Source organism: Paractinoplanes aksuensis, from assembly GCF_024137025.1.
Lineage (GTDB): Bacteria > Actinomycetota > Actinomycetes > Mycobacteriales > Micromonosporaceae > Actinoplanes > Actinoplanes aksuensis.
On record NZ_JAMYJR010000013.1, the window covers coordinates 398990 to 415384 of the forward strand.

The window sequence follows — 16395 nt, forward strand, 5'->3', positions numbered from 1 at the left end:
AGCCTTCCGTTCCCCGGCGGCGCCATGGGCCAGGTGTGGCCCGGCCGCGACACCAAACTGGACCGCGAGGTCGTCGTGAAGTTCGTGCGGCTGCCTCGCGGCACCGCCGACGAGGATCACATCCGGCGACGGTTCCGCCGCGAGTCCCGGATCACGGCCCGGCTCGCCCATCCGGGCGTACCGGCGGTGTACGACGTCGGAGTCGACGACGGACGTCCGTTCATCGTGATGCAGCGAGTGCACGGCATCAGCGTGGCCGACCTCGTCGCCGAGCAAGGGCCGCTGCCCATCGGGTTGGCTGCGACCATTGCGGCTCAGATCTGTGCCGTTCTCGCTGTTGCCCACCGCGAGTCTCTCGTGCACCGTGACCTCAAGCCGGCCAACCTGATGCTGGAGCCGAACGGCGCCGTCAAGGTGCTCGACTTCGGCCTCGCGGTCGCTCCCACGCTGGCCGACTACTCTCGGATCACCCAGACCGGGGAGTACGTGGGCACCCCGGCCTACATGGCTCCTGAACAGGTGGAGGCCAATCACAGCGAGCCAGCCACCGACCTTTACGCGCTGGGGTGCACTCTGCACGAGATGCTCAGCGGTGAGAGGCTGTTTCCGGGTTCCGTCCCTTACACGATCATGCTACGGCAGGTGCACGACACCCCTGAGCCGTTGCGATCGCTCCGTTCGGACGTCCCCGCCGAACTCGAACAATTGGTTCTGCAACTGCTTGAGAAGAGGCCCGAGGACCGTCCGGCCGAGGCGGAGGAGGTCTATCGACGGCTGCTGCCGTTCGCTGCCGACCTCGGTCCGCTTGACGGCGTTTTGAGCCGTGAGGCTCGACGCGACCCGGCCCGCCTCTATGCAGCTGCGCTGAGCCGGCCCGAGATCTCCGCCGTCGTGCCGGCTCCTCGCGTCGAGTCTGTGCCGGCGACCGAGCCTGTGCCTCCGGTCACCCGACAGGATCTCGTGCGGGCGCGGACCGACGCCCGGCGGCTGACCGGTCAATCGCGGTTCGATCAAGCCGCTGCCGTCCTGGCCCCCGTCGAGAAGAACGCGCGCCGGGCCTTCGGCAACACCGACCCCGAGGTGATCGAGGTACGTCAGGCGCTGGCGGCGGCCCTGTTCGAGGGCGGCGACTTCCGTCGGGCCGCGCCGGTGTTCCACGCGCTGGCCGCCGACCTGACCGGCGACTCCCGCTTCGACTGCCTCTACCGAGAGGCGATCTGCCTGGCCGAGACCGGGCAATCGGCGCAGGCCATGAGCCGGCTGACCGCTCTGCTCGCTGACGGGGACCCGCGATCCCTTCGCCTGCGTAAAGAGATCGGCCTGCTGCAGCTGGGGGCCGGCCGGCGAGCCGAGGCGGCGCATACCTTCACCGGTCTCGCCGCCGACCTGCGCCGGGCGAGTGATCCGGATTCGGCGGAGTTGAGCGATGTAGACCTTCTGCTGGCCCGGAGCACGCACGCCGAAGGGGTCGAATCATGAGCGACCAGGCGTCACTGCTGATCATCGAGCGAGCCGAACGGGAGATCCTGCAGCTCGCGCCAGCCGACATCGGTGCCGTCTACAAGTTCATGCACAAGTTCCGGAACAATCCGGAACAGCCTGGCCTGAACCTCAAGATGCTGCACGGCGACAGCCGGCTGATGTCCGCGCGAGTGAAGCGTGATCTCCGAGCTCTGCTGCTGCACGTGGGTGAGCGCGAGTACCTGCTGATCGGGGTAGACCATCGCGGCTCGGTCTACGACGACCTCAGCAAGTACGCGTATCAGATCAACCGGATCACCGGCGGCATCGAGATCGTCGACCTCGACGCGATCGACTTGCAACCGGTCGGAGACAGCATCGTGGGCCGTGCGCTGCGGCCGGGCGACAAGCCGCTGTTCGCCGACTTCACCGATGCGCAGCTCGTCACCCTCGGTGTGTCCGAACCTTTGCTTCCCCGCATCCGGCAGCTGGTGGGCGAGGACGACCTGATGACGTTGCTGGACCGGGCGCCGCAGCTCACGGTCGACGTCCTCTTCGCGCTTTTCGACGGGCGATCTTATGAAGAGGTGCTGGAACAGATCACCCAACCGGTCCGCGCCGGCGAAACGGTCGATGTCGAGGACTTTGAGGCCGCCGTGCGCCGACCCGTCAGCCAGGTCGCCACCGACGACGAAGCGCTGAAGTTCATGCTGGCTGAGTCGTTCTCGAGCTGGCAGGTTTTCCTGCATCCGACCCAGCGCAGGTTGGTCGAGCGCCGGTACAGCGGCCCGGCGAGGGTCGGCGGCGGCCCAGGCACCGGCAAGACGATCGTGGCCCTGCACCGGGTCGTCCACCTGGCCCAGCAGCTACCGGCCGGCACGGACAAGCCGATCCTGCTGACCACGTTCAATCGCAACCTCGCCGCGGACCTCCGAACTCGGCTGTCGACGCTCGGCGGCGACGCTGTCCTGAACCGGGTCGAGGTCATCAACGTCGACCGGCTGGCGGCCCGCGTCGTGGCCGAGCTCGACCCGGGCGCCCCCAAACGAAAGCTTGACGATGGTCAGGTGCCGCAACTGTGGCGCAAGTTCCTGACCACCGAGGTCGGCGAGACCCCCTGGGACGCGGACTTCCTCGCGTCGGAGTGGGAGCAAGTCATTCTCGGCCAGGCCTTGGCCACCCGGACCGCCTACTTCAGAGCCCGGCGTCCGTATCGGGGCCGCAACCTCACCCGGATCGAGCGCGACCAGGTGTGGGAACTCAGCGAGCGTTTCGTCCGCTGGCTGGCGGCTCAGGACTCCTGGACCTGGCGACAGGTGGCGGTTCGAGCGGCCGCGCTGGAGACGACGAAAGCCGAAGCCGGATCCCGCCGCTTCCGGCATGTCGTCGTTGACGAGGCCCAGGACCTCAGCGCCGCCCACTGGCGCATGCTGCGCGCCATGGCCCCGTCCGCGCCGGACGACATGTTCCTCACAGGCGATACACACCAGCGGATATACGACCACCAAGTGACGCTGGGCAGCCTGGGAATCAACATTCGGGGTCGCTCGTCCCGGTTGACGCTGAGCTACCGGACCACGCGGCAGATCCTCGCCACTGCGATGCAGATCATGAGTGGCGAGACCTACGACGACCTCGACGGCGGGCAGGAGGACCTGGCCGGTTATCGCTCGCTGCTCCGAGGTGATTCGCCGATTCTCTGTGGTGCGTCCACGTGGTCGGAAGAACGCGAACTGATCGCGGCTCAGCTCGCGGAGTGGAGCATGCCGCTGGATGGTTCCGTGGCCGTCTGCGTTCCGACCAAGGAACTGGCCAATGACGTGGCCGCCACGCTGGAGTCCGAAGGTATCGACTCGGTCGAGATCGGCCCGGACGGCCCGAAGCGCCCGGACGGAGTTCACGTCGGCACGATGCACCGGTTCAAGGGCCTCGAATATCAGAGGATTATCATCGCAGGAGTCTCCGACGGCCTGGTTCCGCGTCAGGTGATCAACCGGTACCGGGATGCTGACCCCCGTAGGTTCAAGCGAGAACAACAACGAGATCGGTCGTTGCTGTTCGTGGCAGCTACCCGAGCACGGGACGACCTGGCCATCTTCTGGCATGGAACGCCCAGTCCGTTTCTTCCCGGCAATAGGCAATGACCTGGCCGCGCTGCTGACAAGTCCGAAACTACGCCACGCGGCCATTGGCGTAGTGGATCCGGAATCCTAAATGATCCGCGAGGGGTGCCCAGCGCTGAGATCGCATCGTGCGTTCGGCGGCATCGACCCGATTTCCGTTTACGAGATGGTTCAACAAGACCAGCTCGAAAGACGCAGCCTCCATCCAGTCGACGTCTCGAGCGAACCCGCAGATCATCGCCGCGCCTGTGACCTCGAGAAAGTTGGTCAGAACCGCGTCAGAAGCCCGCATGACCGAGCAGCTGGCAAAATACAGGCGCTTTCCCTTGCAACCGCCTTCGAGATTTTCGGCAACCGCATCAAGTTCAACCGCACTCTGGTCGGTGACCCACAGTCGGCTCGCCTCGCCGTGCATCGCGAAGTAGCCTACCTTGAACCGAGTATACCGACGCTCAGTCCAGCGCTTGAGGAAGTAGTGCAATTCCTCAGGAGTCGCAACATCCTTGTGAATGAACGAGCACATTTTCAGTCTGTCAAGAAGCTCCAGGGTCGGCAGAACCGAGCTGCGGTCCGTCAGGCTTCGGTGCCACTGCCCTTCGACGCAAAATATCCCATTCATGAGTGCCTTCCGATGTGAGATTGCGACCTTATTGGACGATCCGCAGCGGGCGCAACAGGTGGTTTGGGCGATGGGGGAGATTGCCTGGTCATCGCCCCCAACCATGGGCACATTGACGGCTGAGAGGCGCGATTCTTAAGTTCAGGTGCCCGGCGGGTACCCCCAGAAAGCGCGGCGCGGCAGACTGCCGAGCGGGGAGGTCTCGATGGCAGGCAAGTATGAGCCACTTACAAAGGCTCTGAGATCCGCTCAGGGGCGCGGACAGGACATCGTCGAGTTCGACTTCGACGACGTAGGCCGTCTTGTCGGTGGATTGCCGCAGTCGGCGGATCTGCGGCAGTGGTGGGCCAACGGCAGCCAGAGCCAGGCGCTGGCGTGGCGTGCCGCCGGGTTCCATGTCGACCATGTCTGGCTTCTCCGGCGGCGGGTGCGGTTTGCCCGCGGCGAGACCTACCACGACCGAGGCCGGGTTCCCCTCGCCGGCGTCGGTCAGCCACAGGCCACGCCGGTCGAACGAGCGCCGGTCGGCGCTCCGGTCGACGTGAGGGTGCGAATTCAGTGGTGTGACGCCGGGACAGTGGTCCTTGACGGCCAGGGAAAGTTGACCTTCGAGCGACTCGAGCAGACCGCGGGGTTGTATCGGTTGACCCTCACCGGAAGTGTCACCGGCAGGCGTCCGCAGATCTATGTTGGCGAGACGGACAACCTTCGTCGTCGTTTGGCCGGCAACTATCGCAATCCCGGGCCCAGCCAGCAGACCAGCCTGCGGATCAACGCGCTTCTGCGGGCGCACCTCGCCGTCGGTGGGAAGGTCGAGGTTGCCGTCGCCACCGCTGCGACGGTGTGGTTCAAAGATGTGGAGCAACCGTTGAGCCTGGCCCACAAGGCGGGCCGGTTGCTAGGGGAGAACGCGGCGCTCGTCCACGAGATGGCTGGTGCCGGCGCGGACATTGTGAACCTCGGATGACTGGCCCCGAAAAGTCACCGACGGCTCGAGAGCTGGCGGCTGCCCTTGACGCGTACCGGCCGGCCCGGCAGAGGTTTCTGGCTGAGGTTGGCGTGCCGATGTCGAACCGCGATCCGCTCGCGGAATTCAGTGAGCGATTTGTGCATGCGTTGATGGGAGGCACACTCGCCAACAGCCGAGTTCAAGCCGGGCACGATCTTGTGTTGGCCGATGGGCAGAGGGTCCAGGTGCGCTATTTGGCCAACACCGGACCGGCATGGGTGAACGAGCATCTGGTGCACCTGATCTCAGAGGTCGATCAGTATGCCTTGGTCATCATCGTGAAGTTCGAGATCGCCGGCGTCGTCGTCTTCCCCAAGAACCTGGAACCTGTCTGCGCAGCGCTCGGCAAACGTCATCCGCGGCAGGCTGAGCAGCTGCAGTTCACTCGCGCGAACTGGCTGGCCATCCAGAACGACATCGATAGGTTCCGAGCTCTGGATATGCGAGTTTGGCTGCCGCCATTTCTCGCGTGACCGATCGGACCATGTCGGCGAACACGCTTCATAAAGCGAAGTCCGGCCACACTTCAGTGCCGCCGACCAAAGCACTGCGGTGCGCGGAGCGCGGCACCGGGTCGGTGGCGTACGTGAAGCGCCGGTGGCCCGGATGCATTCTCGGTAAGGCGGACCTCGTCGACGTAGTGCGTCGCTGATTCAGCGGTCGCGCCACGAGAGCGGGGACAGGGTGACCGCGGCTTCGGCGATTTTGCGGCTTGTCTCGGTGTGGAAGCTCTTTCGGGCGGAGTCGATCCAGCCTTCCGTTCGGCTGACGCCGGTTTCGCGGTATTCGACGGCTTGAAGGAGCATCTCGAGCTTGTCGGCGTCCTTGGCGCATCGGGCTTCGAGGGTCTCGCGCGCCTCGTACTCGGCGACGGCGCCGCGGACGGCCTCTTGGGACTGGGGAGGGAGCTCGGCGGTCTGGTCGGCCGTGATCTGGCGTGGGTCGGGCTTGGTCAGGTAGGCGGTCGCTGTATGGGGGAGATCGCCTGTCCTGGTCTCTTGGGTGTCGTGCCACAGGGCGAGAAAGGCGGCTCGGGCGGGATCGGCGCCCTCTTCGGCTGCGATCAGCGCGGCCAACTGGGCGGCGCGCATGGTGTGCTCGGCGACCGATTCGGGGTCGCGGACGCCGATATGCCACCAGCCGGAGCGGCGGATGCGCTTGAGCAGGCCGAGTTCGTAGCCGAATCCGGCCAAGGCTTCAGCGTCCTCTGCCACGGGGTCCCTCTCTACCTGTCGGCGATGCGCACCGCGTACTGGAGGCCGGCGAGCTGGTTTCGTCCGCTGCGACCCAGGGTGTCACTGGAGGCGAGCCTATCGAGGACCTCGGTGAGCGTCGCGCGCGTGGCCGGTGCGTCGTTGATCAGGGTTGGCCGGGAAGCGATCAGGGTGTGCAGCGTCGACAGGTTCAACGGCAGGTGTGAAGTGGCCGGGTCGAGTCGCTTCAGAAGGTGATCGAGGAGCCGGATGCCGGTCCACGAGCGGGTGTCGGTGTCGAACATGAATGTGTCGTTGGTCTGGTCGGCGCTCAGCTCACCGATCCAGTAGGCCCAGTAATTGAGGTTGGCGACCTGCTGGGACTGATGTGTCATGTGGGCGACGAAGTCGTGCAGATGGGTGCCGTCTCCCGCCACGGCCAAGGCGACCGAGGCGGAGCGCGCCTCCAGCAGCTCCGCGATGTTGCCATCGGCTGGTCGTTTGCGTCCGGCCCGATCCCATTCTTGGCGGAGCCATCCGACAGTGTCGGGCCGACCGTCGAAGCCCAGCAGGTAGACCGCTTGCCGGCGGAGAAGAGCTTCATCGTTGTGCCGGGCGCGCTCGGCGATCGTCAGGAGGTGGTCGAGGAACCGCTGGCGTTCCTCGGCACCGAGTGCGGGATGTCTGGGTGTGGGACCACGTCGTGCGACGAGTGGCACGAACTCCTGCAGATGCTGCGGTGTCCGGCTGAGGATCGGCCAGAGGATCAGATTCGTGATCGTCCAGCGGTGGACACTGGCCGCCAGGGGATGGCTGTCAGGGCTCACCCACGCCGCGCCGGCCGTGACGCCGGTGGCGAGCACCTGATCCGCCTCGACCGCCTCACGAAGGCGCAGCCCGGTCGAGGCTGGAGCGCCCAGCCGCGACAGTCGGCTGCACAAACGAAGGAAGTCGCCGGCGCTCACGGCTGAGAGCGGCCGGCGACCCGATTCCCACCCCTGAATGGTGGTGACGTCAGCCTCCAGCACTTCCGCGAGTTTCTCCTGGGTCAACCCGGCCGATTGTCGGGCCAGGCGCAGCACGGAACCCGAAATAAGCCCTGACGCGCGCGAACCCTGACTGTCAGTCAGAGTTGCCGAATTGCGCGTCAAGAAGTCCTCCCGGAATCGCTTTGCCGTGTGTCTCTGACCTGTACTGCCAGTCTGTTCCACTCACGACTTGCCGATCGTACCGTCCTTTCAGCAGTGCGAGAAATCGCCATGAGAGGGAGGTGAGGTTGGATGACGGGGGATACGTATTACGCGATCTCAGCCGACCGGCTGCTCAGTAGGGCTCAGGCGGTTCTTGACGAGCACGTCACCTCGAGCGCCACCGGCCGTTGCTTGGCCTGTGAGTCGGCGGGGCCCTGCTGGCGCAGGGAGAGCGCCGTCGCGATCTTCTCGCGGAGCCTGCGGTTGCCGGTGCGGCGTCCCGGAGCGAGTCGGCCCGAGTTGCTCAATGCACGCCGGGTCAGGTAGTGATCTTGTGCATATGCCGGATCGGCCGGGCTGGAGGTGCCGGGATTGCGGGCATCCGTGGCCGTGTGACGTCAAACGCGCTGCGCTGAGATCCGAATATCGGGATGACCGCACCTCATTGCTGGTCTATCTCGGATTCTTTTTCGCCGAGGCGGTCGATGATCTTTCCGCAACGGGATCGTTCGATTTGCACGAGCGATTTCTGGGGCTGGCAGGTCGTCTACTCGGCAGCGGGGGCGACGAAAGTGCCGCGGCCGACGACGGTGACGACCAGGCCTCGTTCGCGTAGTAGCTGGAGGGACTTGCGGGCTGTGCCGCGGGCGACGCCGTGCTCCTGGACCAGCTGGTTTCGGAGTGAACGATGCATCGCCTACCTAGGGCGTTCGGGGGAGCAGGCCGAACCGTTCGTTCCATTGATTGACATCTATCAATGGGGGAAGGGTGGGGCGGACTGCCATCGCATCCACGGGGGAATGCCATGCGAAAGCCGCAGCGCTCCAGGCTGTGCTATCTAGCCATCCCGATCCTCACGGCGGCCATGCTGGCCGTGCCGTCACCGTCCAATGCCGCTGTCGCGGAGAGGGCGCCCACCGCCCCACCAGGCGCGGGCCCGGTCGACCGCGGGCTGCCGCCTGAGGCCACCAAGAACCACGGTCTGCCGGCCGGTCAGGCGGCCGAGCCCGTCCCGCCGGCGACCGAAGCCGCGGGTAAGCCGCAGAAGGCCGCCACCACAGCCAAGGCCGACCGGCGTGAGGCCACAGTCAAAACCCTGCGCCTCAACGCGCAGCTGGCCCCACCGACCCAGCCCATCGTCCGCCCGGGCTATCTGCTCGGCGACACCTCGCTGGTCGTCTATTTCAACGCCGACATCGGTCCCACCGACCGCTGGTGGGCCACCGTCCGCGACGTCGAGTCGGCCACCGAGCAGCGCTCAGTCGACCTCACCCAGGCCGACCTCAACATCTGCTCCTTCCCAGCCACCTACTGCCGCAGCTTCGGCGCCGCCGAGGGCTGGGTCCTCGACCCCGCCCGCACCTACACAGTCACCGTCACCGTGGCCACCGCCGAGGGCGAGCTGAGCAGCCCCGAGTCCGCCCCGGCCAAGCCCCGGCGGGTCGAGACGCCACCCTCAGTCCCGGCCAGCCAGGCCGTAGGTTGCGGCTGCGCCACCGTCCTGGGCACCACAGTCCGCGCTCAAGCCTTCCGCGGCCAGATGGTCAACACCGGCACCGGCACGTACACCCGGGTCGAGCAGGACTTCGCCATGCCGAGCTTCGGCATTCCGTTCCGGCTGGCCCGCTACTACTCCTCCGGCAACACCGCGCGCGGCCTCTTCGGGCCGGGCTGGAGTTCCTCGTACGACGTCCGCATCGTAGCCGCCGACGGCGGCGCCGCGCGGGTGCGGGCCGAGGACGGCGCCGAAGCCGTCTACACCGGTGGCGCGGACGGCACCTACAGCGCCCCGGCCGGCGTACGCGCAAAGCTCGCCAAAACTGACACCGGCTGGCAGCTGACCCCGCCTGACCGACGAGTCCTCAGTTTCGACGCGTCCGGCAAGCTCGTCTCCGTCAAGAACCCGCGCGGCGACGGCGTCACGCTCACCTACACGAGCACCGGCGCCCTCGACCGCGTCACCGACCCGAGCGGCCGCGTCGTCAAGTTCGAGACCCGGACCGACCTGGGCCTGGTCACCAAGGTGACGATGCCCGACGGGCGCAGCGCCCAGTTCGACTACCAGGACGGTCGCCTGCTCAAGACCCAGGACGCCCGCCGCAGCGTCACCTCCTACGGCTACGACGCCGCCGGGCGCCTGACCACCGTGCACGACCCGCGGGGCACCCGCCAACTGCTCAACGAGTACGACGCCACCGGTCGCGTCGCCAAGCAGACCGACGCGCTCAACGGCGTCACCACCTTCGCCTGGGACGCCGGGCAGCAGCGGGCCACCACCACCGACCCGGACGGGGTCGTGGTGGTCGACGGCTACCGCGACAACGTGCTTCTGTTCAGCCGTAACGCCAACAACGACGTGGTCAACACGCGTTATGACGGCAAGTTGCAGAAGAGCCTCGTCGTCGACCCCAAGGGCAACCAGGAGTCGACCGCGTTCGACGCGGACGGCAACCCGCGGACCCGTACGGCGCCCGAGCCTTTCTCTTTCACCCAGACCAGTGACTTCGACAACCGCGGGAACCAGACCCAGTACACCGATGGTCGCGGGCAGAAGTGGATCTACACGTACAACGAGTTCAACGAGCTGACCAGTCAGCGCAACCCGGAGCAGAAGACCGGCTACCAGTACGAGTACGACAGCAAGGGCCAGGTCGTCAAGCGGACCGACCCTCGGGGCAAAACCACGACCTACACGTACGACGCCGACGGCAACCGGACGTCCGAGAGCATGCCGACCGGGCGTAAAACCGTTATGACGTACGACAAGACGGGCCGGATGAGTTCGGTCGTCGACCCGCGCGGCACAGTGTCGGGGGCCGACCCGGACAAGTTCCGCACCCGGTACGAGTACGACGGCGAGAACCAGATCGTCGAGATGCGCAAGCCGGGCAAGCTGCTGCCGTACCGCTGGACCTTCGACGAGCTCGGCCAGCTCGCCGTCGAGACCGACCCGCTGGCCGGCAACACCCACCACACGTACGACAAAGCCGGTCGCCCGATCCTCACCAAGGACCCGGTCGGCAACGTCAGCGCCACGGAATACACCGCGGCCGGCCGGCGCAAGTCGATGACGCTCGACCCGGGCGGGCTCGAGCTCACCACGAGCTGGACCTACGACGCCAACGGGCGGGTGGCCACCGAGGTCGCGCCCATCGGCAACGCCGACGCGGCCCAGAAGGCGCTGTTCACCAGCACGTTCCACTACGACTTCAACGGCAACCTGGTGCAGGCCGACCGGCCCTACGGCTCGGACGCGACGCGGGTCAAGGTGGACACCGCGTTCGACTCGCTGGACCGGCCGAACGAGCAGGTCGACCAGCTCGGCAACAGCACCTCGGTGCGCTACGACAACAACGGCAACGTCGTCGGCATGACCGACGAGAACGGCGAGTCCCTGACGAGCACGTTCGACGGGGCCAACCGGCGTACGGGAAGCTCCTCGCCGGGCGGCGGGGGCAATGCCGGCATCGAGTACGACGAGGTGGGCAACCCGACCAAGCAGACCACCCCGACCGGTGGCGTCATCACCTGGAAGTACGACGACGACGGCCGGCCCACCGAGATCACCGATCCGCGGGGCAACGTCGCCGGCGCCGACCCGGCCGACTACACCACGAAGTACGGCTACGACCAGGCCGGCAACCAGGTCTCGGTGACCGACCCGCTGGGCAACCTGACCAAGCAGTCGTTCGACGCCAACGACCGCGTGACCGCGGTGACCGACGCCAACAACCACACGACCAGGTACGGCTACAACGACAACGACTGGCTGACCTCGGTCACCGGGCCGGACGCCACGATCCTGTCCACGACCTTCCAGTACAACGCGAACGGCCAGGAGGTCCGGCGCACCGACCCGCTGCTGCGCTCGAAGTTCACCGAGTACGACCGGGCCGGGCGCACCGAGGCCACGACTGACGGGCTGGGTCGCCGGCGGGAGTACGTCTACGACGCCAACTCGCAGGTGGTGCAGGAGCGGACCGCGCGGCTGCTGCCGAGCCGGCCCGACCCGGACGGCACGATCTTCTACGGGTACGACAACGTGGGCCGGCTGACCAGCAAGAAGCTCGGCGAGAACGGCACCCTCTACACGTACGGGTACGACGCCAAGAACAAGCTCACCGCGGCGGCCGACCCGACCGGGGTGCAGTCCTATACGTACGACAAAACCGAGCGGCTGACCGAGGTCGCCCGCGGCGACGAGATCTTCGGCTACACGTACGACGCCGAGGACCGCATCACCGACCGCAGCTACCCGGACGGCACGAAGATCGCCGCCGACTACGACGACGGCGACCGCGTCACGGCGCTGACCAGCAGCAAGGGCGGCACGAGCGCGCGCTACGAGTTCGGGTACGACGTCGCCGACAACCTGACCAGGACCACCTACCCGAGCTCGACCGGCGTCGTCGAGAACCGCGAGTACGACCGGGCCGGCCGGATGACCGGCATCGAGGCGACCAAGGGCGGCACCACGCTCAGCGCCTTCGACCTGGTGCTCGACAAGGTGGGCAACCCGACCCGGATCACCGAGACCAAGGGCGAGCCGGGCCAGCCGACCAGCACCGAGGCCACGGCCTACACGTACGACGAGGCCGACCGGCTGACCGCGGAGTGCTTCGGGGCGCAGGCCTGCTCCGGCTCGAGCGCTTCCCGGACCGACTACACGTACGACCTGGTCGGCAACCGCACCACCAAGAAGGTGGCCGCACCGGGCGAGAACACGCTCACCAAGTACACGTACGACGCCGCCGACCAGCTGATCATCGAGGCGACGGCCGGTTCGCGAGCCAACCTGCGGACCTTCGCGTACGACGAGGAGGGCAACCAGACCCGGGCCGGGTCGGACAAATTCACGTACTCGCTCGACCACCGGATGACCTCGGCCACCGTCAACGGCAAGACCACCAACTACACGTTCGACGCGGTCGGCAACCGGATCCAGGCCGTCACCGGCACCGGCGCCGACCAGATCGTGCAGAAGTGGTCGTGGGACAGCGCCGGCCCGCGCGCCATCCTGGCCGCGGAGTCGCAGACCGGCGGCGGCACCACCCAGCAGCGCAGCTATCTCTACAACCCGGGCGGTCAGGCGCTCGGTCTGATGGCCGGGGCGACCGCGCACTCGTACCTGCACGACTGGCTCGGTGGCGTCTCCGGCGTGGTGTCGGCCGACGGCACCCCGCAATGGTCGTACGACTACGACGCCTTCGGGGTCACCGAGAGCTCGAAGCTGACCGCCGACGCGCCCGTCAATCCGCTGCAGTACACCGGCGCCTACCAGGACGCCGGCCAGGGCAGCCGGTACGCGATGGGCGCCCGCAACTACGACCCGGGCACCGGCCGCTTCGACGCCACCGACCCGGTGGCCCAGCCCAAGACCGACCCGGCGGTGTCGTCGTACTCGTACACGAACGCCCGCCCGACCGTCCAGACCGACCCGACCGGCGAGGACCCGGACAGCGGCGGCGTGTTCTACGGCAGCGTCACCGCGGCCGAGCACCGCATGAACAACGCGGACGCGGGGGCCGCCACCACCGACGCCACCGTGCCCGACGGCGGGATGGTCGAGGTCGACAACCCGGAGTGGCTCAACGCGAAGAAGCTGGTCGACGAGGCCGAGGGCTTCGTCAAGCAGATCGGCGACGAGATCGTCAACCTCATCCTCGATCTGGTCGGCTTCAACGACGCCAAGGCCTGCATCACCGAGGGTGACATCGTCGCCTGCATCTCGACCGCGTTGCAGGCGGTGCCGTGGGGCAAGATGTTCAAGGCCGCCAAGGTCGCCATCAAGGCCGTCGGCGTGGGGCGGCGCCTCATCGACGCGTACGGCAATCTGAAGGCGGCCCGGAACGCGCTGACCTCGATCCCGCAGCGGATCAAGAAGTTGGTCGACGCGCCGGTGACGGCGGTGAAGTCCGGTGCCGCGAAACAGGTCGAGAACACGGTCAAGGCGGCCAAGGACATCGGCGGCAAGGCCAAGGCCACGGCCAAGAACGCCGTCAACAAAGTCCGGAACAAGGCCAAGTCGGCGACCGAGGAAAGTTGCAAGGTCGCCAAGGGCGCGAGCAAGCGACTGTCCAACTCGTTCCTGGCCGGCACGCTCGTGCTGATGGCCGACGGCACCAGCAAGCCGATCGAAAAGGTCGAGCCCGGCGACACGGTGAAGGCCACCGACGCGGCCACCGGCCTCAGCGAGCCCCAGCAGGTCGTCGCGTCGATCACCGGCAGCGGGGACAAGAGCCTGGTCGAACTGACCGTGGCCGGCGCCACGATCACCGCTACCGCCGGCCACAAGTTCTACAGTCCCGGCCGGGGCTGGATCATCGCCGACGACCTCGAGCCCGGCGACAAGCTGCGGGACACCGGCGGGCGTACGGTCGCGGTCAAGGCCACGCGCGACTACAAGGCCAAGACCGAGGTCTACAACCTCACCGTCGACAACACGCACACGTACTACGTGAAGGCCGGCCACAACCAGGTCCTCGTGCACAACTGCATGACGACCCAGGCCATCACGGAACGCCTGCAGGAGCACGTCGACGCGGTCGTCAACGACTTCGAGAACGGTCTGATCGGCCTGAGCCCGGGCCGGCAGGGCGCGGTGTGGGGCGCTATCGCCAAGAGGGGCCGCGAGAGAGGTTCGTCGGCCTATGAGATGCACCGTGGGGCAGTGATCGACGAGCACGTCAAGCGAAGGGTGGAACAGGACCCGAAGCTGAACAAGATCCTGCACATCTGCAGCCTCTTCGAGGAATGTCCGGACTTCCACGATCCGACCCGGAACGTATGGTGGGACATGACCACCGACAGTGGCTGGAAGTCGCACAGCAAATACACCAAGTTGTTCGGCCGGGGCATTTATCTGCCCACTCGATAGGGGTCAAGACATGGCGCGCAGGGAGCTGATCGACCGCTGGCGTACGGGAAATCTCCGCACCGAGATTCTCCGGCGGCTGGCCGACGGCAGCTCCCTGCTCGACCTCGAGCTCTCCACGGTGGAGGGCCGGCTCGACCTGCGGGGCTTCCCGGCCGGCGGCCTGGACTCGCAGGCGCCCACGATCGCCGGCGTGGATCTCCAGTACGCCACATTGGCCCGCGCCCACCTCGAGGACGTCAATTTCCGTGATTGCCGTTTCGACGGGGCCGATCTGACCCGGGCGGTGTTCACCGACGGATCCATCGCCGAATCCACGATGGTGCGGGCGACGCTGCAGGAAGCGATTCTGGCCCGCACCACGTGGCAGTCGGTCGACCTGACCGGCGCCAAGATGAAGAAGTTCTCGGCCGAGCGCACCCACTTCGCGGGCTGCACCTTCCCGGCCCTGCCCAAGGCCGAGTTCGCCGGCTGCACCATCGAGGACTCGGTATTCACCGGCGCGCTGATCGAAACGCGTTTCCTGGGGCGGGCCCACGACAGCGCGGTGCTGCGGCGGGTCACGTTCCAGTCCGACGAGGCGAAATACCCCGAGTTCGACGGCGTCGACTTCGACGAGGTCACGTTCCCCCCGGGCGACAACCTGATCGTCGTACCGCGGAACTTCAAGGACGTGGCCGAACGGGCGGGCCGGCTCTCCTCGGGCCGCGACGACCAGGCCGGCAAAGACCTGCGACGGTTCCTCTCGCACGAATCCTTGCGCCCCGGCCTGCGGGCGACGGCCGGCTGGGCCACGGCCCGGCATGTCCTCGTCGACGGCTATCCGAGCGGCGCGGAACTGGCGGATCTGGCGGTCACCATGCTGCGACGCGCGGCCGAAGATATTGATGCTGTGCGTTGAGTAATCTCGGATGATCGGTTTCACGGGCCGTACGAAGGACTCACGCCGGAACCTGCCGCCGAGCGCCCGGCACCGGCTGCTGCCCACCGGTAACGCCATCCAGGTCACCGGCGAGGAGAAACACCTGGCCGACCTGACGCCGTTCCTGCGTCCCGAGGGCGAGTGCTGGGTCCACGTCACCCTGCACGAACTCGTCGAGCAGGGCGCCCGCACGTCCAGGACCGTGATCGAGGTACGCCTGGAGGGGGCCCGGGTCGGCCAGCTCACGCCGAGGATGAGCGGCGAGCTGCTGCCCGCCCTGCACCACCTGGCCGAGCAGGGCGACACGGCCGCGGCCCGGGCGATCGTCAAGGGCAACCGGATCAAGGCCGAGGTCGTCCTGTACGCAGCCCGGGCCCACGAACTGCCCGAGAGCTGGCTGGCCCCCGCGCCCGCGCCGGCCGAGCAGCACGAGCACGAGCCGATACCGGCCGCACCCACCGGCGTACGCTTCGTGGTCCCACCCGGCTGGCCGAGTCCACCCGAAGGATGGACCCCGCCGGTGGGCTGGCGCCCCGACCCGTCCTGGGCGCCCGCCCCACCGGACTGGCAGTGGTGGGTGCTGACCTGGGATTAGGGCTCAGGCGGCCGGGGCGCCCCCGAACGTGGTACCGGCGCCGGTGCCCGCCACGACCACCCGCGGATCGGTCATGAGCTGCTTGCGGATGGCCGTCCAGGCCCCCCGGTAGCGCTCGTCGGGAATGCCGAAGCCGGTCATCGCCGCCTTCAGTTCCTTGCCGGTCAGGGGCTCGGGCGTCTCTTGCAGGGCCCGCACGACCACGGTCGCCGGGTCCTGCTCGAACGCGGCGCGCAGCCCGTCCGGGTCGGTCAGCGACTGGAACTGGACGGACTCCCGCACGGTCACGGTCTCGTAGTCGCCGAGGTGCACCTCCTGCTCAGCGCCCGTGTCGTCCCATTTGACGGTGTACAGGTCGTCTTCCTGTTTCAATACCGTACCGACCTTGATAGGTCCGCCTGTCACATAA

13 protein-coding genes are annotated in these 16395 nt (G+C 67.2%); 8 read left to right on the forward strand and 5 right to left on the reverse strand.

Annotated elements, in window-relative coordinates; translation table 11 throughout:
• Nucleotides 1–24 precede the first annotated feature (24 nt).
• Together M1L60_RS14500 and M1L60_RS14505 are read left to right on the forward strand one after the other, a co-directional pair.
• Complete coding sequence (locus M1L60_RS14500; protein WP_253237987.1) at nt 25–1479, forward strand: serine/threonine-protein kinase; 1455 nt, start codon at nt 25–27, stop codon at nt 1477–1479.
• Nucleotides 1476–3605 carry a UvrD-helicase domain-containing protein gene (locus M1L60_RS14505; protein WP_253237924.1) on the forward strand — a complete coding sequence of 710 codons (2130 nt, stop codon included), beginning with the start codon at nt 1476–1478 and terminating at the stop codon, nt 3603–3605. Before M1L60_RS14500 ends, M1L60_RS14505 begins: the two co-directional genes overlap by 4 nt.
• Nucleotides 3606–3633: 28 nt before the next feature.
• On the opposite strand, the gene M1L60_RS14510 is transcribed toward M1L60_RS14505, so the two are convergent.
• Nucleotides 3634–4203, reverse strand: a complete 570-nt coding sequence (locus tag M1L60_RS14510) for a DUF6642 family protein (RefSeq protein ID WP_253237925.1) — start codon at nt 4201–4203, stop codon at nt 3634–3636.
• Between the two features lie 205 nt (nt 4204–4408).
• Here M1L60_RS14510 and M1L60_RS14515 point away from each other — a divergent pair, with 205 nt between their 5' ends.
• Both M1L60_RS14515 and M1L60_RS14520 read left to right on the forward strand, forming a co-directional pair.
• Complete coding sequence (locus M1L60_RS14515; protein ID WP_253237926.1) at nt 4409–5170, forward strand: DUF7662 domain-containing protein; 762 nt, start codon at nt 4409–4411, stop codon at nt 5168–5170.
• The gene (locus M1L60_RS14520) at nt 5167–5685 is read left to right on the forward strand and encodes a hypothetical protein (RefSeq protein ID WP_253237927.1); all 519 of its coding nucleotides are present in this window, start codon (nt 5167–5169) and stop codon (nt 5683–5685) included. The genes M1L60_RS14515 and M1L60_RS14520 overlap by 4 nt, the downstream gene beginning before the upstream one ends.
• A 180-nt stretch (nt 5686–5865) precedes the next feature.
• Here the strand turns inward: M1L60_RS14520 and M1L60_RS14525 are convergent, their stop codons facing one another.
• Both M1L60_RS14525 and M1L60_RS14530 read right to left on the reverse strand, forming a co-directional pair.
• On the reverse strand, nt 5866–6405 hold the full coding sequence (locus M1L60_RS14525) for an HD domain-containing protein (protein ID WP_253237928.1): 540 nt from the start codon (nt 6403–6405) through the stop codon (nt 5866–5868).
• A gap of 32 nt (nt 6406–6437) precedes the next feature.
• Nucleotides 6438–7487, reverse strand: coding sequence for a helix-turn-helix domain-containing protein (locus tag M1L60_RS14530; RefSeq protein WP_253237929.1), 1050 nt, complete (start codon nt 7485–7487; stop codon nt 6438–6440).
• Between the two features lie 553 nt (nt 7488–8040).
• On the opposite strand from M1L60_RS14530, the gene M1L60_RS14535 reads away from it, so the two are divergent.
• On the forward strand, nt 8041–8211 hold the full coding sequence (locus M1L60_RS14535) for a hypothetical protein (RefSeq protein WP_253237930.1): 171 nt from the start codon (nt 8041–8043) through the stop codon (nt 8209–8211).
• Here M1L60_RS14535 and M1L60_RS48270 read toward each other — a convergent pair.
• Nucleotides 8143–8289 (reverse strand): GntR family transcriptional regulator, encoded by a 147-nt coding sequence (locus tag M1L60_RS48270; protein ID WP_369077226.1) that lies wholly within the window; start codon nt 8287–8289, stop codon nt 8143–8145. The two genes, M1L60_RS14535 and M1L60_RS48270, sit on opposite strands and share 69 nt — an antisense overlap.
• A gap of 111 nt (nt 8290–8400) precedes the next feature.
• Here M1L60_RS48270 and M1L60_RS14540 point away from each other — a divergent pair, with 111 nt between their 5' ends.
• The 3 genes from M1L60_RS14540 to M1L60_RS14550 are packed head-to-tail and all read left to right on the forward strand — an operon-like array spanning nt 8401 to nt 15986.
• On the forward strand, nt 8401–14472 hold the full coding sequence (locus tag M1L60_RS14540; protein ID WP_253237931.1) for a polymorphic toxin-type HINT domain-containing protein: 6072 nt from the start codon (nt 8401–8403) through the stop codon (nt 14470–14472).
• 10 nt (nt 14473–14482) lie between these two features.
• Complete coding sequence (locus M1L60_RS14545) at nt 14483–15370, forward strand: pentapeptide repeat-containing protein (RefSeq protein WP_253237932.1); 888 nt, start codon at nt 14483–14485, stop codon at nt 15368–15370.
• A gap of 10 nt (nt 15371–15380) precedes the next feature.
• Nucleotides 15381–15986 carry a hypothetical protein gene (locus M1L60_RS14550; protein WP_253237933.1) on the forward strand — a complete coding sequence of 202 codons (606 nt, stop codon included), beginning with the start codon at nt 15381–15383 and terminating at the stop codon, nt 15984–15986.
• Nucleotides 15987–15989: 3 nt separating this feature from the next.
• On the opposite strand, the gene M1L60_RS14555 is transcribed toward M1L60_RS14550, so the two are convergent.
• Nucleotides 15990–16358 carry a hypothetical protein gene (locus M1L60_RS14555; RefSeq protein WP_253237934.1) on the reverse strand — a complete coding sequence of 123 codons (369 nt, stop codon included), beginning with the start codon at nt 16356–16358 and terminating at the stop codon, nt 15990–15992.
• Nucleotides 16359–16395: the final 37 nt, after the last annotated feature.